We start from the raw sequence: 24,374 nt of genomic DNA on the forward strand, positions 1-24,374 counted from the left end.
TGCGCCGTCCCCGCTGGTGCGCGATTCCCCGCTTCCGGCGGTCAGTGTTGCGGGATGTTGGCCACGCCGATGCGCTTGCGGAACACCCAGTACGTCCACCCCTGGTAGGCCAGCACCACCGGAGTGAAGATCACCGCCACCCAGGTCATGATCTTCAGGGTGTACGGGGTGGACGCGGCGTTGGTGGCCGTCAGCGTGCCTGCCGCGTCCAGGGTGGAGGGCAGCACGTTCGGGAACAGCGCCGCGAACAGGGTCGCCACCGCCAGGCCGATCGCCACGGCCGTGCCGGTGAACGCCCAGCCCTCCCGGCGTACCCGGGCGGCGGCCAGACCGCCGAGCAGGGCGAGGGCCGCGCCGACGGCGAGCACGACGGCGGCCGCGCTGGAGCGGATGTTCAACGTCCAGGTCAGGAACCCGACCGCGAGCACGGCGGCGCCCACACCCAGGCGCACGGCGAGCGCGCCCGCCCGCTCGCGGATGTCGCCGGTGGTCTTCAGGGCGAGGAACACCGCGCCGTGGGTGAGGAACAGCGCGAGAGTGGTCGCGCCGCCCAGCAGGGCGTACGGGTTGAGCAGGTCCAGCAGACCGCCGACGTACTCGTGGTCGGCGTCCAGTGGCACGCCGCGCAGGATGTTGGCGAAGGCGACGCCCCACAGGATCGCCGGCAGCAGCGAGCCGACCACGATCGCCGCGTCCCAACGGCGCTTCCAGGACGCCTCGGGGCGCTTGTGCCGGTACTCGAAGGCGACCCCCCGGGCGATCAGGGCCAGCAGGATCAGCAGCAGCGGCAGGTAGAAGCCGGAGAAGAGGGTGGCGTACCACTCGGGGAACGCGGCGAACATGGCGCCACCGGCGGTGATCAGCCACACCTCGTTGCCGTCCCAGACCGGGCCGATGGTGTTGATCAGGACGCGGCGTTCCCGGTCGTCGCGGCCGAGCACGGGCAGCAGCATGCCGACGCCGAAGTCGAAGCCCTCCAGGATGAAGTACCCGGTGAACAGCACGGCGACGAGGAGAAACCAGATGGTGGTCAGTTCCACGATGGGCTCCGGGATCAGTAGGCGAAGGCGAGCGGGCGCTCGGCGTCGTCGTGGGTGTCGTCGATGGGGTGCTCTTCGCTGACGTCGGGTACGCCGGCCTTGGCGTAGCGCAGCAGCAGCTTGACCTCGATCACGGCGAGGGTGGCGTAGATCAGGGTGAAGGCGGTGAACGAGGTGAGGACCTCGGCCAGCGAGACGCTGCGGGACACCCCGTTGCGGGTGAGCATCTCGCCGAAGACGATCCACGGCTGGCGGCCCATCTCGGTGAAGATCCAGCCGAACGAGTTGGCCAGCAGCGGCAGCACCGGCATGGCCAGCCCGGCGCGCAGCAGCCACTTGCTGCTCGGGGTGCGGCCCTTGCGCTGGCTCCAGAGCACCAGCAGGGCGATCGCGGCCGCGGCCATCCCGAAGGCGATCATGAAGCGGAAGCTCCAGTAGGTGACCGGGATGATCGGGGTGTAGCTGCCGGCGCCGTACTGGCTGGCGTACTGGGCCTGGAGGTCGTTGATGCCGTGCACGGTGCCGTTCGGGTCACCGGTGCCCAGGTACGACAACAGGTACGGGATCTTGATGGCGAACACCTCGCGGCTGCCGTCCAGGCTGCCGATGGTGAGCACCGAGAACGAGGCGGGGCTCTCGGTGGTGTAGAGGCCCTCGGCGGCGGCCATCTTCATCGGCTGCACGTCCGTCATGATCTTGCCCTGGATGTCGCCGGTGAACAGCACGGCCGCGGAGGCGACCAGGACCACCCAGGAGCCGAACTTCGTGGCGAAGCGGTACGCGCCGGTGTCGGCGGAGTCCCGGTTGCGAATCACGTGGTAGAGGCCGACCGCCACGACCAGCGACCCCGCGACCAGGAACGAGCCGGCCAGGGTGTGCGGGAAGGTGATCAGGGCGACCTTGTTGGTCAGCACGGCCGGGAAGTCGGTCAGCTCGGCGCGTCCGCTGTCGGGGTTGATCCGGTAGCCCACCGGGTTCTGCATGAACGAGTTCGCGGCGAGGATGAAGTACGCGGACAGGTTGGTGCCGATCGCGGCGGCCCAGATGCTGGCCAGGTGCGCCCGCTTGGGCAGCCGATCCCAGCCGAAGATCCACAGCCCGATGAAGGTGGATTCGAGGAAGAACGCGACGAGCGCCTCGATGGCCAGGGGTGCGCCGAAGATGTCGCCGACGAAGCGGGAGTAGTCGCTCCAGTTCATGCCGAACTGGAATTCCTGCACGATGCCGGTGACCACACCCATGGCGAAGTTGATCAGGAACAGCTTGCCGTAGAACTTGGTGAGCTTGAGGTAGCGCTCGTTGCCGGTGCGGTGCCACATCGTCTGGAGGATGGCCACCAGCACGGAGAGGCCGATGGTCAGCGGCACGAAAAGGAAGTGGTAGACGGTGGTGACACCGAACTGCCAGCGGGCAACGTCCAACGCGTCCACCTGAAAAACCCCCAACGATCCGTACTACGAGACGTAGTAAATACTACTGCTCGTCGTAGAGGATTGGGCAGGGCCGGGTGGCCCGAAACGGCCCGGGACCAATGACCCTGATCACCCGACCCGCCCTCGCGGCCCCGCCGGGGCGTGCGACGATGGCGCGCTGATGGACACCGCACACACCACCTGGCAGCCGCCGCTGATCTGGCGCGCAGCCCTGCTGCTGGCCCGGGGCCTGGTCGGCCTGCTCGCCCGCCTCGAGGTCACCGGCGACGTCCCGACGCACCTGCGTCGCGGCCCGCTGGTGCTGACCGCCAACCACATCAGCCCGTTCGACCCGGTGGTCATGGCCGCCGCCTGCCAGATCCGCGGCGTCGCCCCCCGGATCATGGCGACCGCCGGGCTGTTCCGCGTCCCGGTGTTCGGTGCCGCCATGCGCCACGCCGGGCACATCCGGGTCGACCGCGGCACCAGTGCCGTGCACCAGGCCCTCGACAACGCCGCCACGGCCGTCGCGCGTGGCTCGGTGATCCTTATCTACCCCGAGGGGCGCATCGGCCTCGACCCCGGCCTGTGGCCCGAACGCGGCAAGACCGGCGCCGCCCGCCTCGCCCTGGCCTGCGGTGCCCCGGTCGTCCCGGTCGCCCAGTGGGGCTCGCACGAGGTGCTGCCCTACCAGGCGCCCCGCGGAATGCTGCGCGGCATCGCCCGCTCGCTGTGGCGCCGCCCGGTGATCCGGGTGCACTTCGGCACCCCCGTCGACCTGGGCGAGACGGCGGCCGCCAACCCCGGCGCGGCCCGCCGCGCCACCGACCGGATCATCGACGCGCTCACCGACACCCTCGCCCCGCTGCGCCCCGACGAACCCGACCGTCCCCGCCACGTCGACCCCGGACGCCCCACCGACCTCAGCCGCACCCACCGCCGCCGCTCAGACTGAGGCCACCGCCGCGACCGCCGAGGTTGCCGCGACGTCGAGGTGCGCCAGTGCCCGGAGACCCCGCACGGGCGCCGGAAAGCCGGGTCGGGCGCCGGGTGGAACGGTCTGCCGGGGGGCCTGCGGCACCGAGTCAGCCGGGTCCCGCACCCCACCCCTCCCAACCCCCCACACCACCTTCGCTTCCTTTGCTCTGCACCCGCGGACGCACCAGTTACTGAAGGTGACTGGCGACTCCGCGGGTGCAGAGCAAAGGACGTAGGACAGGCATCCGGAGGTGGGGGCCGTAGGCCGGTCCGGCGGGATCGTGCGGCCGACTGGCATGCCGAGGGTCGCGCCTGCCGCCACCGCGGACAGGGACACCTGCCGACCACGGCAACCACCCGTGCCGCCTCCCCGGCGTCCCAGGCCTGATCTTCGCCGGCAGGCCACCCGCGCTCCACCGACGGCAGGCATACTGCGCTGCGTGTTGACCCGATTCGGCTACCTCGACGCGCCCGCGCCGCTGGCGTTCGCCCACCGTGGCGGCGCCGCCGAGGGCGACGAGAACACCACCGAGGCGTTCGCCCGGGCCATCGGGCTGGGCTACCGGTACGTGGAGACCGACGTGCACGCCACCGCCGACGGTGTGGCGGTGATCTTCCACGATCCGACGTTGCGCCGGGTCACCGGCGAGGCGGGGCGCATCGCCGAGATGAGCTGGGCGGACCTCGCCTCCGTACGCGTCGGCGGCGCCGCCGTCGTACCCCGGCTCGACGAGGTGTTGGGGGCGTGGCCGCAGGTCCGCTTCAACATCGACGTGAAGGCCGACGGCGGCGTCGAGCCGACGGTCGCGACAGTGACCCGGGCCGGCGCCGGCGACCGGGTGCTGCTCGCCTCGTTCAGCGACGCCCGGCTGACCCGGCTGCGGGCGCTCACCGAGGGACGCGTCGCCACCAGCCTCGGCATGCGCGGCGTCGCCCGGCTGCGGCTGGCCTCCCTGCACGGGCGTCCGCTGCGGCTGCCGCCGTCGGTGGTCGCCGCGCAGGTGCCGCCGCGCTACGGGCGGGTGCCGGTGGTGGACCGCCGGTTCCTCGACTACTGCCACCGGATCGGCCTGCAGGTGCACGTCTGGACGATCGACGAACCCGCCCAGATGCACGACTTACTGGATCGTGGCGTGGATGGCATCATGACCGATCACGTCGGCGTGCTGCGCGACGTCTACCGCAGCCGCGGCCACTGGGCCGCCTGAACCATTCCAAGGACCCCCGATGGCCGAGACCGTGACCCCCACGGTGGACGACACCCCACCTCCCGCGAGCACCCGCAGGGAGCGCCGGGGCTGGTACATCTACGACTGGGCCAACTCCGCGTTCCAGACCACCGTCATCACCGTGTTCCTCGGCCCGTTCCTGACCACGGTCGCCGAGGTGGCGGCCGGGTGCGAGCTGGGTGCGGATTCGTGCGACGGCTTCGTGTACCCGCTCGGCATCAAGGTCGCCGCCGGGTCCTACTACCCGTACCTGATCTCGCTGTCGGTGTTCCTCACCGTGTTCGTGCTGCCGGTCATCGGGGCCATCGCGGACCGGTCGGCGCACAAGAAGCGGCTGCTCGGCGGTGCCGCGTTCACCGGCGCCGGCGCCACCATCGCGATGGCGTTGGTCACCGGCGACCGATACCTGCTCGGCGGGGCGCTCTTCCTGGTCGCCAACATCTCGTTCGGCGCCGCGATCGTGGTCTACAACTCGTTCCTGCCGCAGCTCGGCGGCCCCGACGAACGCGACGGCATCTCCAGTCGCGGCTGGGCGCTGGGCTACCTCGGCGGCGGTCTGCTGCTGGCGCTCAACCTGGTCGCGATCACCCTGCTCGACGACGGTGACAACCCGCAACGCACCCTGGACCTGGCCCGCTGGTCGATCGTGTCCGCCGGTGTCTGGTGGGCGCTGTTCACGCTGGTCCCGCTGCGGTGGCTGCGTGAACGCCCGCCAGCGGCGGCACTGGCCGGTGGCGGCAACATTCTCACCGACGGGTTCCGCCAGCTCGGCCGCACCGTCCGCGAGATCAAGGCGTACCCGCTGACGCTGTACTTCCTGCTCGCCTTCCTGGTCTACAACGACGGCATCCAGACCGTCATCACCCTGGCCAGCCAGTACGGCACCGAGGAACTGCGCCTGGAGCAGAGCACCCTGATCATCACGATCCTGCTGGTGCAGTTCCTCGCCTTCGGCGGAGCGTTGAGCCTGGGCGCGCTGGCCCGGCGCATCGGCGCGTGGAAGACCGTGCTGCTCAGCCTGGTCCTCTGGACCGGTGTGATCATTGCCGCGTTCCGGCTGCCCGCCGAGGCGCCGGTGCCGTTCATGGTCCTCGGCGCGGCCATCGGCCTGGTCCTGGGCGGCAGCCAGGCGCTGAGTCGGTCGCTGTTCAGCCAGCTCATCCCCACCGGGAAGGAAGGCGAGTACTACGGCTTCTACGAGATCAGCGACAAGGGCACCAGCTGGCTCGGCCCGCTCGCCTTCGGCCTGGTGTTCCAGCTCACCTCCTCCTACCGGGTGGGCCTGGTCTCACTGCTGATCTTCTTCGTGGTCGGTTTCCTGCTCCTCGCCGCCGTGCCGATGCGCCGTGCCATCATCGCCGCCGGCAACACGCCACCGCGGGTGCTCTGAGCACGCGTCCCGCGCCTGACAGATCAGGAGTGGCCGATCGGCTAGGCTGCCCGACCGTGACTGACGACGCCACCACCGCCCCGACCTGCCTGGCCCATCGGTTCCCCGGCCAGCCGCACGCTCCGGCCGCGTGCGCGGCGGCGCGTGGGCTCGACGGGCGGCCGGTGCACGCGGCGGCGTTGAAGTTCTTCTGGGGGCCAATGGACTGCGGCAAGTCCACGATGGCGTTGCAGATGAACTACAACCACGCCCGGCAGGGCCGGCGCGGGCTGGTCACCACCCGCATCGACCGGTCGCTGGGACCGCAGGTCACCACCCGCATCGGCCTGGCCCACGAGGCCATCGAGGTCACCGACGACCTGGACCTGCGGGCCCTGGTGCGCGGCCGGTGGGCCGACGGGGTACGCGTGGACTACCTGATCTGCGACGAGGCGTGCTTCTACACCGTCGAGCACGTCGAGCAGATGGCCGAACTGGTCGACAGCTACGACGTCGACGTCTTCGCGTTCGGCCTGGCCACCGACTTCCGGTCGCGGATGTTCCCCGCCGCGCAACGCCTGTTCGAGCTGGCCGACGAGGTGGCCCGCATCCAGGTCGAGGTGCTCTGCTGGTGCGGCCGCGAAGGGCTGCTCAACGCCCGCGTCGTCGACGGGCGGGTCGTCCGTGAGGGCGCCCAGGTCGTCATCGGCGACACCGTCGACACCGCCGAGGTGCGCTACCAGGTGCTCTGCCGCCGGCACTTCCGCAGCGGCGACCTCGGCCCGCGCGACTGAGGCGCCCCACCAGCTGGAACCGACCCGGTGCGCCGGACGGTCAGGACGGCTGCCGGGCCGCTGCGGTCCGCACCCGGAACCGGTCGGTCAGGATCACGGCGACCGTCACCGCCAACGCCGCAGCGGCGCACACCGCGACGGGAGCTCCCAGCACCACAGCTGTCGGCATCAGCGCCAGCAGGACCACCACCGCCGCGACCCGGCTGATCGGCAGGATCCGCCACAGCAGCGCCTTGTAGGCGGCGTGCCCGGCCAGGAACAGCGCGGGACCCCCCAGGGTGAGCAGCACGTCGACAGTGGTGGCCGGCGCGCCGGGCTCCCGCAGTAACCGCTCGTCCGCCGCCGACGCGACGACGACACCGGCCACGATCACCGGGTGCAGGAAGTTGAACGCGACCCGGCTCAACGCGCCGGTGCGCTCCCCGGCCTGGGCGATGACCTGCGTGGCCGCCGGGGCCGAGCGGGCGAAGTAGACCCACCACAGCGCCACCGAACCGCCGAACGCCAGCAGGAACGCCCCGGACGTCACCAGGTTCACCTGCGACGTGAGGGTGCTGCCGGTGACCAGGATCGACTCCCCCAGCGCGATCAGGACGAACGCCGCGCACCGTTCGGCCAGGTGCCCGCCCTCCACCATCCACCGCTCGGGTCGGCTGCGTCCCCGTCGCGGCAGCGGATAGCCGATCGAGAGGCCGACCACCTCGATCACGATCACCGCCGCCCACACCGCGTCCCGGGCGGCACCGCCGACCAGGCCACCGACGACCACGAGCACCGACGTTCCCGTGATCCACGGCAGCGACTGCTGAAATCCGGCCACCAACCACGGACTGCCCTGCACCGCCCACAACGCGAACAGGGTGCGGCCCACCTGCACGATGACGTAGACCAGCGCGAAGAGCAGGCCGGTCGAGCCGAACGCTTCCGGGATCGTCGCCGACAACAGCAGGCTGCCCAGCCCCACCCCGATCAGCATCGTCCGCACCGGCCCCTGGTCCGGTTGCAGCCAGTTCGTCAGCCAGGTGGTGTAGACCCAGACGAGCCACACCAGCGCCAGCAACAGGCCGGTACGTCCCGCGCCCCTCCAGTCCAGGTGCGCGAGCAGGTAGTGCGACAGCTGGGTGATGGTGAAGATGAAGACGAGGTCGAAGAAGAGTTCCGTCGAGGTGGTCGGCTGCACCCCCTCGCGCGGTCGCAGCAACTGTGGGCGTAGCGGGGCGGCGACAGTGGGCCTAGAAGGGGTCACCGCACACCCGCCAGCTTCCGTCCTCACGGACCACCGGTAGGCGACGTTCCTCGCTGAGCCCGCCGTCGCGGGTCACCTTCACAGTCACCGTGCCCTGCGGTCGTCCGCTGCGGGTCGCGACCGACACGTCGGTGATCTCGTAGTCGGTGACCATCGGTGGTGTCCGCACCCAACTGGTGAAGCCAATCTCGCTCCAGCGGCTGCGCGCGTCCTCGCAGAGCCGCTCGTACGCCCGGTCGCTGTCGCCGAGAGCCACCTCGCTGAGGAAACCGTCGGCGGTCTCCCGGATCGGGCCGGCGGCCTGCCGGACGGTCTGCAGGTTCCAGGCGCCCAGCCCGGCCACCCCCACGCAGCACAGCGCCACGCCGAACCCGGCGAACGCCAACCCGGTGCGCATCGGGCGGTGACGCCGGGCCGGTCGGCTCCACGACTGGCCCGCACCCACGACTACCGACCGTAGAGAAGACGGTTACGCCGACGGGCGACAAGCCGGAAACTGGGTGCGCCCGATGGGCGGGTGTGCCCTGTTCGCGGCGGCCCCGCATCGTCTACCGTCGGCGCACACCCCCGAGCAGTGCCAGGAGCCGATCGATGAGCCGCTTCGTGCAGCCGGTACCACCCCCCGTCGACCCGTACGCCGGCGATGGTCTGCTGCGGTCCTGGCTGGAGCGTCACCTCGGCCCGGGCGGGCACGCCGCCGCGAAGGGCCGTCTCGCGGACCTGGCCGCCGACGTCACCGGCCCGCTGCGCGCGGCGCACGCCGACGCGGAGGCGCACCCGCCGACGCTGGTCCGCTACGACCCGTGGGGTGCCCGGATCGATCGCATCGACACCTCCGCCGGTTGGCAGGCGCAACGTGCCGCCGCCGCCCGACACGCCGTGGTGGCGCTGCCCTACCTGCCGGACGCGCGGGGCACCTGGGGTGCCGCCGCGCGGGTCGTGCAGCACGCCCTGCTGCACCTTTACGGGCCGGAGTCGGCGACGTTCTCCTGCCCGGTGGCGATGGCCGACGGGGCGGCGGCGCTGCTCAGCACGCCCGACGTCGACGCCACGGTCCGGGACGCGTGGCTGCCCCGGCTGATCTCCACGGACCCGGCCACGGCGATCACCAGCGGGCAGTGGATGACCGAGTCGCAGGGCGGTTCCGATCTGGGCCGCTCCAGCACCCTCGGCCGACCCGCGGCGGACGGTTCGTGGCGGCTGACCGGGGAGAAGTGGTTCTGCTCCGCCGCCGACGCGGCGATGGCGGTGGCGCTGGCCCGGCCCGAGGGCGCCGGGCGGGGCAGCCGGGTGCTCGCCCCGTTCCTCGTTCCCCGGTACGCGGTCGACTCACCGCTGGCCGACGGCGGGGCGCCCGGTGCACCCGCACCGGGTGTCACAGTGCACCGGCTCAAGGACAAGCTGGGCACCCGGGCGCTGCCCACCGCCGAGATCGGCCTGCGCGACGCGTACGCCCTGCCGCTGGGTGACCCGGCGGTGCCCGGTCTGGTCCGGGCGATGACTCTGGTCGTGGTGACCCGGGTGCACAACGCCGCGGCGGCGGCCGGCGGGATGCGACGGGGTCTCGCCTACGCCCGCGCGTACGCCGAGGCGCGGCACGTCGCCGGCGGCCCGCTGGTGTCCTCGCCCCTGCACCGGGCCACCCTGGGCACCCTCGCCGTCGACGCGGCGGGCGCGTTCGCTCTCGCCGGGCACGCCTTCGCCCTGCTCGGGCGGGTCGAGGTCGGCGCCGATCCGGAGGCCGCGGCCGAGCTGCGCATCGTGGCACCGTTGGCGAAGCTCGCCACCGGTCGACTCGCCGTCAGCTCCGCCAGCGAGTACGTGGAGAGCTTCGGCGGGGCCGGCTACGTGGAGGACACCGGCGTGCCCCGCCTGCTGCGCGACGCCCAGGTGCTGCCGATCTGGGAGGGCACCACCAATGTGCTGGCCCTGGACGTGCTGCGCGCGTTGACCCGGGAGGACGCCGGGACGCCGCTGCTGAGCCGGCTGGCCGCCGCCGTCGACCTCGCGCGGCCGCTGTCGCCGGTGCTGGCCGACACCCTGGCCACCGCTGCCGCGCAGTTGGCGGAGACCATCGCCGCGGTAACCGTCGAACCGGGTGCGCCGGCGGTGCTCGCGGGCGCCCGCGGTCTGGCGTTGCGCCTGGCGTACGCGCTGACCACCGCGTTGCTTGTCGAGCACGCCGCGTGGGGCGACGAGCAGGCGGAGTTGGCCGCCCGGCTGTGGGCGCGCCGCTGGCTGCGGCACGAGGAGATCGCCGAGGACGCCCACCATCACCTCGACCTGCTCTGCTGACCGGTCGGCGCGAGCGGACGGGTGAACGCCATGTCGGTGCTGATCGAGCTGGGTGACGACAGGGGCGCGCCCCCGGACGAGCGCCGCCCACCACCGCAGGTGTCCCGCCGGTGGCGGGTGGCGGTGCTGGTGGCGGCCTGTGTCCTGCTGCTCGGTGGTGCCGCCCCGGCCGCGCGCCTGACGCCGCCGCCCGGGCCGGCGCTGCCCGCCCGGGCGACGGTGCTGGGCGCGGGGCCGCTGCTGCTGGTCGTCGACCCTGAGCCGAACCCGCCGACGCTGAGCGCCTACGACTCGGTCGCGCCGAACGGGCCGCCGCGGTGGCGGGTCACAGTGCCGCCCGCAGCCGGGTGGTCCGCCGAGGTCGCCGGTGATGTGCTGCTGCTGGTCGAGCGCGACCAGGCGCTCGGGGCACGGATGACCACCGGGCGGTCGTTGCGGACCGGCGAGCCGGTATGGCGGCGACCCGAGCGGGTGTACGCGGCCGGGGACGCGGCGGTCGCGGTGAGCGAGGTGCGCAGCGCCTCCGAACCGGGTCGGCGGGTCGAGGGCACTGTGCACGGCGTCGACCCGGCCACCGGGGCGACCCTGTGGTCGGTCCCGCTGCCCTCCACTGCGGTGCTGCGGGCGCTGCCCGGCCTGCCTGGGCGGGTGCTGCTGGTGCAGGACGACGGGTTGGTCCGGCTGCTCGACGCCCGCGACGGCACCGAACGTGGGCGGGGACAGCTTCCGCCTGCCGACTACGGCCCGGACAATCCCCAGGTTGTCGGGGCGCACCTGGTGCTGCGCCACCCGCGCGGCGGCGCGGTGGCGCTGACCGGCTACGACCTACCCGGGCTGGTGCCGCGCTGGCGGTCGCCGGTGCAGCCGGGTGACCTGATCCTGCGGCCCTGCCAGGGTCTGCTCTGCGGGCAGGACGAGCAGGGACGCTGGGCGATCGACGCGGGCAGCGGGGTGCGGGTGTGGACGTGGCCGGGCGGGGCGCGCTGGCGAACGGTCGCTGGCCCACGGGTTGCCACGGAACCCCTGGTGGTGCTGGGGATGGCGGCTGACGGTAGGCGCTCCCTGGTCGCGACGGTGGGGCGCGACGGTCATCGGGTGTCCGCTGTGCTCCCGGCGGGTGTGACCGACTGCCGCCGGGTCGGCGCCGGGTTGATCTGCCGCGACGGCACGGCCCGCGTGACGTTCTGGCCCCTCGACGCCCCCTGACCCCGGGTCAGCGCAGGGGGCCTCGGGCAACGGCTGCGCGCATCGTGGCCGGATCGCCGGCCGGAACGAACTCCAACCACCAGGTGGCCCCGGCGGTGGCCAGCTCGCCGAGGTAGGCCCGTTCGGCGCGTTCGTCGGAGCGGCGTCGCCGGCCGCCGATGGCCACGTCGAACGGCTGACCGTCGGCGCGTGTCGATGGCAGGGCCTTCGCCAGGTCGTGGACCTCGTCGGGGGTGAAGTCGGACCACCCGTCGGTGTCGGTGAGCTTGTACGGCACGATGCCGTCGGCGCGAGCGGCCCTGCGGCGCACCGCCCCGGCCTGCGTGCTCCCGCCGACCCAGACCGGCACCCGCGGCGACTGCACCGGCGCCGGCCGCAGCGACACCCCGTCGGCGCGGTAGTGGGTGCCCTGGTGACTGACCCGCCCACCGCTGAGCAGCCCGGTCAGCAGGTCGAGACCCTCGTCGAGCATCGCGGCCCGCACGGACAGCTCGGTCTGCTCGCCGAAGGCGACCAGACCCCGGTCGCCGGGGTCACCGACACCGACCGCGACTGTCGCCCGGCCCGCGCTGAGGTGGTCGAGGGTGAGGACCTCCCGCGCCAACTTCGCCGGGCGGCGTCGGGGCAGCGCGGTGACGGTGGTGCCCAGTCGCACCCGGTCGGTGTGCCCGGCGATCGCGGCGAGGACGAGCCACGGGTCGTAGGTGAACGGCTCGTCGCCGGAATAGTGGATCAGATAGTCCTCCAGGAACACGCCGTCCCAGCCGGCGCGTTCGGCAAGCTCACCCAGCTCGACCAGTGTGGACACCGCGATCGAGGCCCCACCGCAGGAAATCTCCAGACCGTGTCTCATCCGCCGACCGTAGGGCGGGGGCCTGACATTGGGCCTCGGCGAGTGTCGCGGGGCCGAAGGTGTCGGGCCCCGGCGGCATACTGCCGGCGTGACAGTTTCTGCCGACCTCGCGATGGTCAACCTCGACAGTTCCGATCCCGCCGGCCACGCCGCGTTCTATCACGAGGCGCTCGGCTGGGAGGTCACCCACAGCCAACCGGAATACGCGATGATCAGCTCCGGTGGCGTCTCCATCGGCTTCGGGCTGGTGGAGGGTTACCGACCGCCCTCCTGGCCGGACGAGACCGGTGACAAGCGCTACCACCTGGATCTCTACGTCGACGACCTGGCGGCGGCGGAGGAGAAGTTCGTGGCCGCTGGCGCGTCGAAGCCCTCCTTCCAGCCCGGTGGTGAGCGGTGGGTGGTGCTTCTCGACCCGATCGGGCAGCCGTTCTGCATCTGCCCCCGCCCACAGAGCTGACACGGGCGGACGCAGAGCCGCGGCAGCGCCGCCCGCGCTGCTCAGCCGCGACGACGCGACCGGGCCGCCCACACCGCGTAGGCCGGGTCGCGGTCGAGGTTGTGCCGGTCCCGGTCGTAGCGGCGGGTGGTGCGCGGGTCGGCGTGCCCCATGGCGTCCTGCACGTCCTCCAACGGCACGCCCTCCGAGCGGGCCGTGGTGGCGAAGGCGTGCCGCAGCGAGTGCGGGGACAGCTTCGCCCAGGCCTGGATGCCGGCGGCGCGGGCGAGCCGACGGACCATCCGGAACACCGAGTGTCGGTCCAGCCGGGCACCGCTGGCGGTGACCAGCAGCGGGCCGGTGAGCTGCGGCACCGGCACGCCGGTGGTGGCGGCCCGCTGGGCCAGGTAGGCGTCCAGGGCGTAGCCGGTGCCGGGGGTGAGGGCGCGGCGGCGTTGTTTGCCGCCCTTGCCGACGAAACGCACGCTGCGGTGGCCGCGTTCGGTGCCGAGGTCGGTCAGGTCCAGCGAGATCAGCTCCCCGACCCGCAGGCCCAGGTCGGCGAGGAGCGCGAGGGCCGCCCGGTTGCGGACGGCGGTCGCGCCGGTGTCCGCGTCGGCGGCGCTGAGCAGGGCGTCCACCTCCTCGGGGGTGAGCCCGACGGTGGCGGAGTGGTCCCGGTCGACGCGGGGGCGGTCGGCGCCGGAGACCGGGTTGGCCGGCACAGCGCCCAGTTTGACGAGGAAGTCGTACCAACTGGACAGCGCCGAGAGTCGGCGTGCGACTGTCGCCGGGGTCAGTGGGCGGCCACTGCGGGTGCCGAGGCTGCTCTCCAGGGCGCGGGCGTATTCGTTGACGTGCAGGAACGTGGCCCGCAGCGGGTCCAGGTCATGCCCGTTGCACCAGGTGAGCCAGCCGGTGACGTCACGTCGGTAGGCGTCTCGGGTGTGCTCGGACAGCCGCCGGTTGCGCAGCCACGCCTCGGTGACCTCGACCGGCCCGCTCGGCAGCGCCGGTGGCGCGGACGGGCGGGCGAGCACCGGAGCGTCGGAGAACACCATGTGAAAAAGGCTCTCAGCCTCGGGTGGGATCGGCGTGCAGGCGCGCCGATCCCACCCGTCACCGTGTCGGATCAGGCGTTGATCTCTCGGCGGGCGGCACCGTTGGCCTGGATGGTCACCCGGCGGGGCTTGGCACGCTCGGCGACCGGGATGCGCAGCGTCAGCACCCCGTTCTCGTAGCCCGCCTCCAGCTTGTCGGTGTCGAGCGTGTCGCCGAGGAACAGTTGCCGGGTGAAGGTGCCCATCGGGCGTTCGGCGGCGACCAGCTCGACGCCGTCGCCGGCGGGCCGGCGACGCTCGGCGCGGACGGTGAGCACGTTGCGCTCGACGGTGCAGTCGATGCTGTCCGGGTCGACGCCGGGCAGGTCGAACGCCGCGTAGAAGTGGTCGCCGTCGCGGTAGGCGTCAAGGTGCATCGTCGCGGGACGGGCCGCCGTACCGAAGAACTGCTCGGCGAGCCGGTCGATCTCGCGGAACGGGTCGGTACGCATCAACATCGTCATGCCTCCTCGGTTCTCCTGGCCGAAGGTGATGAGTTGAGCCGGGCTGACTCAACTTCCTCTTCTTATTTAGCGCGTCCGCGCGCCGACGTCAACTGCTCCGGACAGCCGCTTTTCAAACCAGTGTTCGGCGTAGGGGCCCCGCGAGTACGCGGGGATCTCGGCGTAGCCGTGCCGGGCGTACAGGGCGCGGGCCTCGACCAGGTCGTGCCGGGTGTCGAGCCGGATCCGGTGCGCCCCGGCCGCACGGGCCTGCTCTTCGACGGCGGCGAGCAGCACGGCGCCCCCACCGGCGCCGCGATGCTCGCCGCGGATGAACACCCGGGTCAGCTCGGCCCATCCCGGTTGCCAGCGCAGCCCGGCGCAGCCGGCCAGGTCGGTGCCGTGGTGGGCGAGCAGGAGCAACCCGCTCGGCGCGGTCAGGTCGTCGCTGGGCAGCTCGGCCAGAGCGGCGTCGACCTCACCGGGCCGGGCCGGGCGACGGTGGTAGCGGACCACCATCTCGGTCATGTACTCGCGCAGCAGCAGCACCGCGTCGGGGTGGTCGGGCCGGCTGGCGCTTGTCGTCCAGGTGGGTCGGGCGGTGACGGTCACCTGTTGATCATCACCGCCCGGTCAACGGCTTTATCCGGTCGCCCGGGTGCCCGGTGTCGTGGCCTCGCCGACCCGCAGCAGCCGCCAGTCGGCCAGATCCCGCAGCAACTGCCGGTCGTGGGTGGCGACGACGACAGCGGCACTCGTCGCGCGGATCGCGGCGGTCAGCTCGTCGGCAAGCGTCGACGACAGGTGGTTGGTCGGCTCGTCGAGCAGGATCACTGTGGGCCGCCCGGCCAACACCAGTGCCAGATCGAGGCGGCGCCGCTGCCCCTGCGACATCCGCCGGACGGGCGTACGCGTCGCGGCGGAGTCCAGCAGCCCGAGCGATCCGAGCGACACGGCCTCGGCGGCGGGCAACACCCCGGCGGACACCAGGCGTCCCACCTGGCCGGCGTACACCTCGTCGGCGGTGAGGTCGGGGGCCTGCCCGGCGGTCTCCTGGGTGAGCCGGGCGACCCGGGCCTCCCTCGCCGTCCAGGTGTACCCGTCGGAGGATTCGAGCGCTCCGGCGAGCACCGCGAGCAGTATGGACTTCCCGGCGCCGTTGGGCCCGGTGACGAGCAGCCGGTCACCGCCGTCGATGGTGAGGTCGACCGGACCAGCGAGCCGCCCGTCGACGGCGACACCCTGCGCGCGTACCTGCGGCGCGCCCTGTCGTACGCCGAGGTCCGGCAACCGCAGCGTCGGCGGTGGTTTCGGTACGTCGATCCGGTGTGCCTGGAGCGCGTCCTGCTGCCGGTTCAGGGCCTGCACGACGCCCGGCGCGCGGGACTGGCGCTGGTGCTTGCCGGTCCCCTTGTCCGGTCTCCAGCCGGTGGAGAGCCGGTCGCGGGCCTTCGACACTGCGTCCTGGAGTCGTCGACGCTCGGTCTGCTGCTGCTCGTACTCCTGCTCCCAGTGTTCCCGCTCGCGACAGCGGGCGTCCTGCCAGGCGTCATAACCGCCGGCGTGGAGCCGCGCCTTCGCGTCGTGGGTGGGGTCGAGGTCGAGGAACCGGTCCGCGACGTCGCGGAGCAGCGCCCGGTCGTGGCTGACGATGGCGAGACCGCCGTCGTGCTCGCGGAGCCGGCGGGTCAGGAAGTCCAGGCCGCCCGCGTCGAGGTGGTTGGTCGGCTCGTCGAGCAGCAGCACATCGTGGCGGGCGCCGAGCAGGCACGCCAGCCGCACCCGGTAGCGCTGCCCCACCGACAACGTCGCCAGGGGGCGGTCGCGGTCGGTGCAGGCGTCGAGGGCCTCCAGTGCCACGTCGACGCGGCGCTCGGCGTCCCACGCGTCGAGGCGGGTGGCCGCGTCGAGCGCGGAGGCGTAGCGGTCCTCGGCGCTCGGGGCGCCGGCGGCCAGGGCGAGAGTCGCCTCGTCCAGCGCAGCGAGGGCGCTGAGCGACGCGGCGAGAGCCTCGGACGTGAGGGTGCCGACCGTCTCGCCGTCGCGAGCGGGTAGCTCCTGGCGGGCCAGTCCGATCGTGCCGGCCCGCCGCACGGTGCCGCCGTCCGGCGTGATCAGCCCGGCGAGGACGTGCAGCAGCGTCGTCTTGCCGCGGCCGTTCTCGCCGACGACCGCCACCCTCGAACGGGCGGAGACGGTGACCGAGACGTCGGTCAGGACGCGCCGGGACCCGCGGGTCACTGTGACGTCGGTGGCGCGGACGTGCGCACTGCCGGCCTCGACGGGCCGGGACATGGTTTCGGGGTTCGGTGTGAGGTTCAACGGTGCTCCGCAGCTCGCGATGGAGCCGGGCAGCAGGTGACGGCCGCCCGGCGGGAACCGGGACGGCGAGCGCGAATTCAGCAGAACGAAGGGCGCCGCCGTCAGCGGGCGGAGCGGACCTTCTGCGACCAGATACCTCGTGCCATGACGGCGATGCTAGCAACCTCGGCGCGTCAGGTCCTGAGGGTTTCGCCCACCCCGTGGTCAGCGCGACACGAGGTGGGCGGGGGGAATACCAGGGTGCCGTCTACCGGCGGGGGCGGGGCAGCAGGGCGATCAACGCGACCGCCACGGCCACGTGCGTCGCGCCGAGCGCGAGCTTGGCGCCGCCGGTGGCCTCGACGCTGAGCACGGGGACGAAGGACAGCACCGTCACGACGATGGCCAGCGAGATCCAGACCGGTCGAGCGACCCGGCTGGCGAACCGCTCCAGCAGCGCCAGCGACGCCCAGCCGAGCAGGGCGGCCACCAGGGCGATCATGACGATCGCGCCGGCTCCGATGACAGTGGCGGGCTGGCCCGGGCTCTCGACGGTGTAGTCGACTCCGGCCAACACGCCGATCACCCAGATGGCCAGGGGGGCCACGACAGCGGCGGCGACGCCGAGGGCGCGGCGGCGCAGTAATGACGGGGCGGGGGTCGTGACGGTGGCAGCACTCATGACGGCTCCTCGTTCAGGGGAAACGAACGAGTACGACCGTAACAGATAGTCTTGTTCGGAACTATCTTTCTCGGAACTAACAGCCGGAGCGGGCCCCCGGCGCGTACGGGGAGGTGTTGGCCAGTGGTCCGCTCACCAACCCCAGGAGAGACCGCAGGAACACCTCCCGGTCCTGCTCGGGCAGGGTTGCCAACAGGTCGTCCTGGATGCGGCGGACCACCTGTTGCGCTTGCCGCAGCACCTGCTCCCCCGCTGGAGTCACAGCGACCATCCGGGCCCGCCGGTCCGTTGGCACCGGGCGGCGCTCGGCCAGGCCGGCCCGTTCCAACTGGTCGAGCGTCACCACCATCGTGGTCTTGTCCACACCGCACCGCTCGCCGATCTCCCGCTGGGTCAGCTCGCCGGTGTGGGCCTGCGCCAGCACGTAGTGCGCCCGCGGCGATATGCCCAGCTCGGCCAGCCCGGCGGCGTGCTCGGTCTGCAACGCGTGACTCGCCCAGGAGAGCAGAAACAACAGGTCCGGCGGGCCATCGGCGGGCGTGCAGGAGGTCATGCGCCGAGGCTAGCAAGATCCTCCGCGACCAGACGGTTCCCGTAGTCGACGTTCAGGGCCGCTGGTAGATGCCGTGCTCGCGGGTGAGCAACTGCTCGTCGATCAGACACCGGCGCAGCGTCGCGTGATCCGACCCGCCTGCGGCGCACCACGGCTTGAGCGCGTCGTCGACGGCCCGCTCCGGATAGCGGGTGCCCGGCTCGAACGACTGCTCGGCGATGTGCGCGAGCAGGACCCGACGCCGGCCGCGCTGCGCCGGCAGGCTCACCAGGACGCCCGCCCGCAGGAAGGTCCGCAGGACCGGGTCGACGTCGGGGTCGGCGTCGTCGGCCGGGTGGCTGTCACGCGCGGCGGCCCGCAGCGACGCCTCGTCGGCCGCGAGCGCACCGTCCTCGCCAGTGACAAGGCCCGCGTCGGTGAGCCGGCGGACCCCGGTGAGCACCACCCGCGCCGCCAGGCCGGTCCGCGCGGCGACCTCGGTCGCGCTGGTCGCACCCAGCACGATCGCCGCGAAGATCCGTCGCCGTCCGTCGTCGGCCAGGGCACCGGCCAGCACATGCGCAGTCACGCCGGTCACCCTCGCATCAGCGGTACGCGCGCCGCCACGCGATTTTCGGCCCCGCTCAGTCGGTCTGGGGCGCGCTCTGTGGTTCTTCGGCGACGAGCAGCACCCGGCGCAGCAGGGTGGAGAGGTGTCGTCGCTCGGTAGGGGTGAGCGCGCCGAGCAGGCGATGCTCCTCGGCGCCCTGGACCTCCATCGCCCCGCGCCAGGCGGCCTGGCCCGCCTCGGTGAGCTCCACGTCGACGCGTCGACGGTCGACTGTCGACTGAATCCGGCGGACGAAGCCCCGTCGCAGCAGCGCGTCCACCCGCGCGGTGATCGAGGCGGGGGCCATCGTGAGATCCGTGGCGAGGTCCGAGGGTGCGGCCCGGCCACCGCGGCCGGCCAGGGCGTGCAGGGTGTCGTACTCGTGGGCCGGCAGGTCGAAGTCGACCAGGACCCGTTCCTTGACGGCCCGCAGGTGCCGGGTCAGTCGGATCATCCTGGTCACCGCTCCCTCGACGTCCGCGTCGAGGCCGGGCACCACGGGCAGCCAACGCTCGATGTGCCGGTCGACAGCGTCCGGAGTGGTGGTCACCGTGCCACCTTACCTCAACGCCGAAATATTCATTGTCAAAATATTCGACGCCGAAGTATGTTGTGGCCATGGCTCACCCACTGCGCGACCACTCCTTCCGGCTGCTGTTCCTGGGGCGCACCATCTCCGCCCTCGGCGACGCGGTGGTGCCCGCCGCCCTGGCGCTGGCCGTGCTGCGGGCCACCGGCTCCACCGGCGCGCTGGCCGTCGTCCTCGCCGCGGCGGTCGTGCCCCGGCTGGTTCTGCTGCCGTTCGGCGGGGTGGTGGCCGACCGTTTCGACGCCCGCCGGGTCGCCCTCCTGGCCGACCTGGTCCGCTGCGCCACGCAGCTCGCGGTCGGCGTGGAACTGCTCGGCGGCGACCCGTCGCTGACCACAGTGGTGGTGGCGTCCGCGCTCGGCGGCACCGCCTCGGCGTTCGCCATTCCTACCGCTTCCCCGCTGGTCGCCGGCACCGTCGAGCCCGCCGAGCGACAGCGCGCCAACGCGCTGATGGGAATCACCGCCAACACCAGCCGCCTCGCCGGCCCGGCGCTGGCCGGCGCGCTGATCTGGGCCGCCGGTCCCGGCTGGGCGTTCATCCTGGACGGCGCGTCGTTCGCGCTCAGCGCCACGCTGCTCGCGCTGGTGCGGGTCCGCCACGTGCCGGTCCCCCGCCGCTCCGTCCTCGCCGACCTGCGACACGGCTTCGGCGAGGTACGCGCCCGCGACTGGTTCTGGACCAGCCTGTTCGGGCACGGCGTCTGGAACGGCGCCGCCGCCGTGCTGATGACCCTCGGGCCGGCCGTCGTCATCGACCGTCTCGGCGGCGAGACGACCTGGGTGCTGCTGTTGCAGGCCGGCGCGATCGGAATGCTGACCGGATCGCTGCTGGCCGGACGGGTCCGGCTGCACCGACCGGTGCTGCTGGCCAACCTTGGGCTGGCCTGCTACGCCGCCCCGCTGTTCCTGCTCGCCGTCGCCGCGCCCGCCCCCGCGGTGATCGCCGCCTACGCGGTGGCGCTGACCGCCCTCGGTTACCTCAACCCGGTGTGGGAGACCGTCGTGCAGCACCACTTCCCGCCGGAGGTCCTGGCCCGGGTCACCTCCTACGACTGGCTGGTGTCGCTGGGCGCCATGCCGCTGGGCTACGCGCTGGCGCCGTTGGCCGCCGACGCGTTCGGCGCACCCGTCCCGCTGGCCGTCGCCGGCCTGCTGGTGCTCGCCTCCTGCGCGGGAACCGCCCTCGTTCCCGGCGTACGCCGACTCACCTGGCCGACGACCCCGCAACCGCAACCGGCCGACCCCGCCGCCGTCCGTTGACCAGATCGATCGTCGACGCGCGGTGACCGACGACCCCGACCTGACCGCGTGTTTCCTCCGCTGGGCCGAAGCCCGCTGGGCGACCGGCCCCCGGCGGGACGGATCCATCGGGCAAAGTTGCCGGGACCGGTAAACCTCGCGAGCGCACCTGGTGTCTTGCTGGTTGACGAGGCCGGGAGGTCAGATGAGGGATTCGCGTGGGGCGGAGTTCGACGACTTCGTTCGCACACGGTCAGGGGTGCTGTTGCGGGTCGCCTTCCTGCTGACCGGGGACCGGCACGCCGCCGAGGACCTGCTCCAGGAGGTGCTGGAGCAGGTGTACGTGCGCTGGCGGCGGGTGCAGAGCAGCCCGGAGGCGTACGCGCGACGTGCGCTGGTCAACCGGTCGATCAACCGGTGGCGGTGGCGCGCCCGCCGTCCGGAACAGTCGCTGGGCGAGCATGACGGGGTTGCCCGCGACCACGCCGACGCGGTGGCGGTTCGTGAACTGGTCGTCGGGGCGCTGCGGGCGTTGCCGGCGCGGCAGCGGGCCGCTGTCGTGCTCCGGTACCTGGAAGACCTGCCGGTCGTCGACGTTGCGGCGGCGATGGGCTGCTCAGAGGGTGCGGTGAAGAGTCACGCCTCCCGTGGGTTGGCTCGGCTGCGAGAGGCGCTGGCCGAGTCGAACCTCGTCATACCCATCACTGGAACCGGGAGTTCGCGATGACCATGAACGACAGTGACGTGCGCGGCATCCTGCACCGCGCTACGGACGACCTGGTCAGCCCGCCGGGTCTGCTCGCTGAAGTGCGTCGGGGTGGGCGGCGGCGGGTGGTGCGCCGGCGAGTGGTGTTGGCGGCGCTCTGCGCGGCAGTGGTGGCCGTGCCCATGGCTGGCGTCCTCGACCTGCCCGGCGGCGCCGGAGACACCCGTGCCGCTTCACCGCTGCTCGACCAGCCCACTCGCGGTGATCTGGCCGCCGATGAGGGATACCTGCGGCAGGTCCGCCAGGTGTGGCAGCGCCGGATCAAGGAGGCCGGGGATCGGACGCGCGGCGAGCCGCACGTCGTGTGGGCAGGAGGTACGCCTGCTGGCCCGGCCGCCTACGTGGCCCACGCCACCGCGCACGGCACGACGGTGGGGTTCCTCGAACCCACCGCCGGTGGCCCGCGCGTGCGCACCCTGACGCAGGCCACCAGCAGCGAAACAGACGGCCTCGAGCAGGCGGTACTGCTCGGACCACAGCGCGACGTGCTCCTTGTGCTCGACTTCGGGCAACCGGTGGAGTTCTCCGCGCAGCTGAGGTACGAGCCCGATGGCAAGGTCGAGCGGACCTTCGAGCCGGTGGTGTTCCGAGACGGTGCGGCGGTGTTGTCGGTGCCGCCACAGCGCACGAAGCTCACCGTCGCGCTCTCCAGGACTCCCGTGGAACGGCAGAACGCGATTCACATCGACGGCACGAGCGAGATCCTCTTCCCCGACAACAAGGATCGGCCCGCACCACCGCTTCTCCGACACACGTTGCCCGGTGCGCAGCAGGTCTGGGGCACCGACCCCGCTGCCGCAGAGGTGAACGCGCCGACCGAAGCCCTCGCCGAATACATCGACCCTGTCGGAGCGCACACGCACAACGGCTCTCCCCTCCTGTGGGTCTACGGGGCAACCTCCGACGGCCGGCGGCTCCTCGTGACAACCGTCCAGTACGACGACGACCCGTCCCGCGTCATCGCGTTGCTCGCCCGCACATATCTTCCGTTCGAGGCGGTGGCCAGCACGACCGCGGACTGGTCGGCCCCCCTACCTGTGCGGCTACGACTGCCCGACGACCAGGGCGTTCTCGTCGCCGCCAAGGGGTCAGCCCTGAGCTACCGAATCGGCGACGGCCAGTGGCAGGACGTCGGCCGCGACGCGGCACTGCTGCCCGCGACAGCGACCGAGGTACGGGTCACCGACGCCAGCGGGGCCACCACCAACGTTCCGGTCGCTTCCTGAATCAGCTCCCGACAACGGTAAATACCGCGCTCGCCGACGCTCTCCTGGCTACCTTCACCCACAGGCTGGTTCACCCGTCCCGGGTATCGGCGGCACGACGCCTCACCGCAGCCCTCAGCGACAGGGGACCTTCGAGATGTCCGGAGCAGCGTCTGCCGTGGCAGACGCTGCTCCGTTGCGTCCCATCCAGCTGCTTTACCGCAACAGGCCATTCCGAACGCTCTTCTCGGCACGGCTCGTCTCGTACGCGGGCGATTCACTCAGCCTTGTCGCGCTGATCTTCCACGTCGCCGAGACGACGGGTAAAGGGCTGGCGGTCGCGCTTCTGCTCCTTGTCGGGGACTTCACGCCATCCCTGCTGGGTCCGTTCACCGGCGCCCTCGCTGATCGGCTCAACCTCCGACGACTGATGGTCGTCTGCGAACTCGTCCAAGCTGTGGTCCTGCTCGTCATCGTCCTGACGATGCCCTCGCTGCCGATGTTGCTGGCTCTCGTCGCGATTCGCGCCACCGCGTCGCAGCTCTTCCAGCCGGCGTCTCGGGCGGCGGTGCCCGCCCTCGTCGATGACCGCGACCTGGAGACCGCCAACTCCACCCTCGGGTTCGGCTCCAACGCGGCAGAGGCGATCGGCCCACTGCTCGCCGCGGCCCTGTTCCCGCTGGTCGGACTGCGTGGTGTGCTGCTCGTCGACGCCGTGTCGTTCCTGGTCTCGGCCATGCTGCTCGCGCGGCTCCCCTCACTTCCGCCGACGACCGGCGACGAGCGCCAGCCGCCCCTGCTGCGACAGGCCAGAGCGGGCCTCGGCTATCTGTTGAGTGTTCCGACGGTGCGGGTGATCTTCCTGGGCTTCACCGCGGTGGTCGCCTTCAACGGGGTCGACGACGTGGCCCTGGTGCTGCTGGCCAAAGACACCTTCCACGTGGGCGGATCAGCGGTCGGGCTTCTGCTGGGCGCCGTCGGTGTCGGGCTGGTGGCCGGTTACGCCATGCTGTCCAGGTGGGGCACCAGGGCGTCGATGCCGCTACTGCTGATCGCGGGATTCGCCGTCAGCAGTGTCGGCAACCTGCTGACCGGGCTCGCCTGGGCCGTCGCCGCCGCGATCGCCCTGCAGGCCGTTCGTGGCTTCGGGTTGGCGGCCATGGACGTCGCGTCCAGCACCCTGCTGCAACGTACGGTGCCACCGGGCATGCTCGGCAGGGTCTTCGGCAATCTGTACGGTGCGATCGGGGTCGCCGCCGCGACGTCCTACCTCGCCGGTGGTGTCCTGCTGGACGCCACGTCCGCCCCGGTGACACTGATGGTCGCGGGAGTCGGCGGACTGGTGGCTACCGGCGTCGTCGCGCTGCGACTGCCGCGGGCGATGCGACGCGCCGACACGCATGGTGCGACGCCGACACCATCCGTGCCGCCCATCGAGTAGACCGGGTGATCAGATCGGGCCGTCGGTGCGCAGCCGTGCGTGCAGGTGCATGTCGTGCCAGCCGTCGGCGTGGCGAACCGACCCCCGGAGCACGCCCTCCACCGGAAAGTCGGCCCGCGTGGCCACCCGGCACGACGCCGTATTGGCGGTCGAGTGATCCAGGGCCAGCCGGTGCAGACCGGCCCGCGTGAAACTCCACCGGGTGAGTGCCCTCAACGCCTCGGTGGCGATGCCCCGACCACGCGCGGCGGGCACCAACCAGTACGACAGTTGCGCCGACGCCTCGGCCAGCAGCACGCCCCGCAATCCCACCTGACCCAGCGGCCGGTCGTCGGCGCCGACGATCGCCCAGCTGGCGGCCGTCTCGTCACGCCAACGGCCGGCCCACTGCGCCGTCCACACCCGCGCCTCGTCGTCGCCGTCGATGCGGCGGACGTGCCACCGTTGGATCTGCGGACAGTCGAAGGCCGCCCGGACGGCCGGGGCGTCGTCGTCGCGCCACGGCCGCAGGGCCAGCCCGGGACGTACCGGAAGGTGGGGTTGCTCCTGGGCGGCGAGGCTCCCGGCGGGCATTGCTGGTGTGACGAGCAGCGGCATCCGCCC

Annotated in this window: 25 protein-coding genes; 11 read left to right on the plus strand and 14 right to left on the minus strand. The window is 72.3% G+C overall.

Annotation, left to right across the window (positions count from 1 at the left end):
- Positions 1 to 41: 41 nt before the first annotated feature.
- Together cydB and AB0B68_RS08740 are read right to left on the minus strand one after the other, a co-directional pair.
- On the minus strand, positions 42 to 1,040 hold the full coding sequence (gene cydB / locus AB0B68_RS08735; RefSeq protein ID WP_355007524.1) for a cytochrome d ubiquinol oxidase subunit II: 999 nt from the start codon (positions 1,038 to 1,040) through the stop codon (positions 42 to 44).
- 14 nt (positions 1,041 to 1,054) lie between these two features.
- Complete coding sequence (locus AB0B68_RS08740) at positions 1,055 to 2,470, minus strand: cytochrome ubiquinol oxidase subunit I (protein WP_357258702.1); 1,416 nt, start codon at positions 2,468 to 2,470, stop codon at positions 1,055 to 1,057.
- Positions 2,471 to 2,633: 163 nt separating this feature from the next.
- Between AB0B68_RS08740 and AB0B68_RS08745 the strand changes: the two genes are divergently transcribed.
- The 4 genes from AB0B68_RS08745 to AB0B68_RS08760 all read left to right on the plus strand — a co-directional run bounded on the left by AB0B68_RS08745 (position 2,634) and on the right by AB0B68_RS08760 (position 6,822).
- Entirely contained in the window at positions 2,634 to 3,407 is a 774-nt protein-coding gene (locus AB0B68_RS08745; protein ID WP_357207960.1) for a lysophospholipid acyltransferase family protein, read from the plus strand.
- Positions 3,408 to 3,870: 463 nt separating this feature from the next.
- Entirely contained in the window at positions 3,871 to 4,638 is a 768-nt protein-coding gene (locus AB0B68_RS08750; RefSeq protein WP_355007521.1) for a glycerophosphodiester phosphodiesterase, read from the plus strand.
- A gap of 19 nt (positions 4,639 to 4,657) precedes the next feature.
- Complete coding sequence (locus AB0B68_RS08755) at positions 4,658 to 6,049, plus strand: MFS transporter (protein WP_357204526.1); 1,392 nt, start codon at positions 4,658 to 4,660, stop codon at positions 6,047 to 6,049.
- A 164-nt stretch (positions 6,050 to 6,213) separates the two neighbouring features.
- Complete coding sequence (locus tag AB0B68_RS08760; protein ID WP_357204559.1) at positions 6,214 to 6,822, plus strand: thymidine kinase; 609 nt, start codon at positions 6,214 to 6,216, stop codon at positions 6,820 to 6,822.
- Between the two features lie 40 nt (positions 6,823 to 6,862).
- Here the strand turns inward: AB0B68_RS08760 and AB0B68_RS08765 are convergent, their stop codons facing one another.
- The gene (locus AB0B68_RS08765; protein WP_357258705.1) at positions 6,863 to 8,068 is read right to left on the minus strand and encodes a low temperature requirement protein A; all 1,206 of its coding nucleotides are present in this window, start codon (positions 8,066 to 8,068) and stop codon (positions 6,863 to 6,865) included.
- On the minus strand, positions 8,055 to 8,465 hold the full coding sequence (locus tag AB0B68_RS08770) for a hypothetical protein (protein WP_357204561.1): 411 nt from the start codon (positions 8,463 to 8,465) through the stop codon (positions 8,055 to 8,057). Before AB0B68_RS08770 ends, AB0B68_RS08765 begins: the two co-directional genes overlap by 14 nt.
- A 194-nt stretch (positions 8,466 to 8,659) precedes the next feature.
- Here AB0B68_RS08770 and AB0B68_RS08775 point away from each other — a divergent pair, with 194 nt between their 5' ends.
- Both AB0B68_RS08775 and AB0B68_RS08780 read left to right on the plus strand, forming a co-directional pair.
- Entirely contained in the window at positions 8,660 to 10,363 is a 1,704-nt protein-coding gene (locus tag AB0B68_RS08775; protein ID WP_357258708.1) for an acyl-CoA dehydrogenase family protein, read from the plus strand.
- A 30-nt stretch (positions 10,364 to 10,393) separates the two neighbouring features.
- Positions 10,394 to 11,569 carry a PQQ-binding-like beta-propeller repeat protein gene (locus AB0B68_RS08780; protein ID WP_357258711.1) on the plus strand — a complete coding sequence of 392 codons (1,176 nt, stop codon included), beginning with the start codon at positions 10,394 to 10,396 and terminating at the stop codon, positions 11,567 to 11,569.
- A gap of 7 nt (positions 11,570 to 11,576) precedes the next feature.
- Here the strand turns inward: AB0B68_RS08780 and AB0B68_RS08785 are convergent, their stop codons facing one another.
- Entirely contained in the window at positions 11,577 to 12,422 is an 846-nt protein-coding gene (locus tag AB0B68_RS08785; protein ID WP_357204534.1) for an LLM class flavin-dependent oxidoreductase, read from the minus strand.
- Between the two features lie 88 nt (positions 12,423 to 12,510).
- Here AB0B68_RS08785 and AB0B68_RS08790 point away from each other — a divergent pair, with 88 nt between their 5' ends.
- Positions 12,511 to 12,882 carry a VOC family protein gene (locus AB0B68_RS08790; RefSeq protein ID WP_357204536.1) on the plus strand — a complete coding sequence of 124 codons (372 nt, stop codon included), beginning with the start codon at positions 12,511 to 12,513 and terminating at the stop codon, positions 12,880 to 12,882.
- A 41-nt stretch (positions 12,883 to 12,923) separates the two neighbouring features.
- Here AB0B68_RS08790 and AB0B68_RS08795 read toward each other — a convergent pair whose 3' ends face one another.
- The 8 genes from AB0B68_RS08795 to AB0B68_RS08830 form a co-directional block, all read right to left on the minus strand.
- Positions 12,924 to 13,922 carry a tyrosine-type recombinase/integrase gene (locus tag AB0B68_RS08795; RefSeq protein WP_357258714.1) on the minus strand — a complete coding sequence of 333 codons (999 nt, stop codon included), beginning with the start codon at positions 13,920 to 13,922 and terminating at the stop codon, positions 12,924 to 12,926.
- A 71-nt stretch (positions 13,923 to 13,993) separates the two neighbouring features.
- Positions 13,994 to 14,419, minus strand: coding sequence for an Hsp20/alpha crystallin family protein (locus AB0B68_RS08800; protein WP_124771597.1), 426 nt, complete (start codon positions 14,417 to 14,419; stop codon positions 13,994 to 13,996).
- Positions 14,420 to 14,491: 72 nt separating this feature from the next.
- Positions 14,492 to 15,016, minus strand: coding sequence for a GNAT family N-acetyltransferase (locus tag AB0B68_RS08805; protein ID WP_357258717.1), 525 nt, complete (start codon positions 15,014 to 15,016; stop codon positions 14,492 to 14,494).
- A gap of 30 nt (positions 15,017 to 15,046) precedes the next feature.
- Positions 15,047 to 16,726 (minus strand): ATP-binding cassette domain-containing protein, encoded by a 1,680-nt coding sequence (locus AB0B68_RS08810; protein ID WP_357258721.1) that lies wholly within the window; start codon positions 16,724 to 16,726, stop codon positions 15,047 to 15,049.
- Between the two features lie 247 nt (positions 16,727 to 16,973).
- The gene (locus AB0B68_RS08815) at positions 16,974 to 17,387 is read right to left on the minus strand and encodes a DUF6069 family protein (protein ID WP_357204545.1); all 414 of its coding nucleotides are present in this window, start codon (positions 17,385 to 17,387) and stop codon (positions 16,974 to 16,976) included.
- Between the two features lie 76 nt (positions 17,388 to 17,463).
- Positions 17,464 to 17,940 (minus strand): MarR family transcriptional regulator, encoded by a 477-nt coding sequence (locus AB0B68_RS08820; RefSeq protein WP_357258724.1) that lies wholly within the window; start codon positions 17,938 to 17,940, stop codon positions 17,464 to 17,466.
- A 52-nt stretch (positions 17,941 to 17,992) separates the two neighbouring features.
- Entirely contained in the window at positions 17,993 to 18,508 is a 516-nt protein-coding gene (locus AB0B68_RS08825) for a DUF2087 domain-containing protein (RefSeq protein ID WP_357258727.1), read from the minus strand.
- A gap of 55 nt (positions 18,509 to 18,563) precedes the next feature.
- Positions 18,564 to 19,079: a MarR family transcriptional regulator gene (locus AB0B68_RS08830; protein ID WP_357258730.1), complete on the minus strand. Its 516-nt coding sequence runs from the start codon at positions 19,077 to 19,079 to the stop codon at positions 18,564 to 18,566.
- Between the two features lie 68 nt (positions 19,080 to 19,147).
- Here AB0B68_RS08830 and AB0B68_RS08835 point away from each other — a divergent pair, with 68 nt between their 5' ends.
- The 4 genes from AB0B68_RS08835 (at position 19,148) to AB0B68_RS08850 (ending at position 23,771) form a co-directional block, all read left to right on the plus strand.
- Entirely contained in the window at positions 19,148 to 20,380 is a 1,233-nt protein-coding gene (locus AB0B68_RS08835) for an MFS transporter (protein WP_357258734.1), read from the plus strand.
- Positions 20,381 to 20,564: 184 nt separating this feature from the next.
- A complete protein-coding gene (locus AB0B68_RS08840; RefSeq protein ID WP_357204555.1) occupies positions 20,565 to 21,086 on the plus strand; it encodes a SigE family RNA polymerase sigma factor in 522 nt (173 codons plus the stop codon).
- Positions 21,083 to 22,351, plus strand: coding sequence for a hypothetical protein (locus tag AB0B68_RS08845; protein WP_357258737.1), 1,269 nt, complete (start codon positions 21,083 to 21,085; stop codon positions 22,349 to 22,351). The genes AB0B68_RS08840 and AB0B68_RS08845 overlap by 4 nt, the downstream gene beginning before the upstream one ends.
- 175 nt (positions 22,352 to 22,526) lie before the next feature.
- Complete coding sequence (locus AB0B68_RS08850) at positions 22,527 to 23,771, plus strand: MFS transporter (RefSeq protein ID WP_357258741.1); 1,245 nt, start codon at positions 22,527 to 22,529, stop codon at positions 23,769 to 23,771.
- Positions 23,772 to 23,780: 9 nt separating this feature from the next.
- Here the strand turns inward: AB0B68_RS08850 and AB0B68_RS08855 are convergent, their stop codons facing one another.
- Positions 23,781 to 24,368 (minus strand): GNAT family N-acetyltransferase, encoded by a 588-nt coding sequence (locus tag AB0B68_RS08855; protein ID WP_357258744.1) that lies wholly within the window; start codon positions 24,366 to 24,368, stop codon positions 23,781 to 23,783.
- Positions 24,369 to 24,374 lie beyond the last annotated feature (6 nt).

The sequence above is a fragment of the Micromonospora sp. NPDC049049 genome (assembly GCF_040649115.1).
In the GTDB taxonomy this organism is placed as follows: domain Bacteria; phylum Actinomycetota; class Actinomycetes; order Mycobacteriales; family Micromonosporaceae; genus Micromonospora.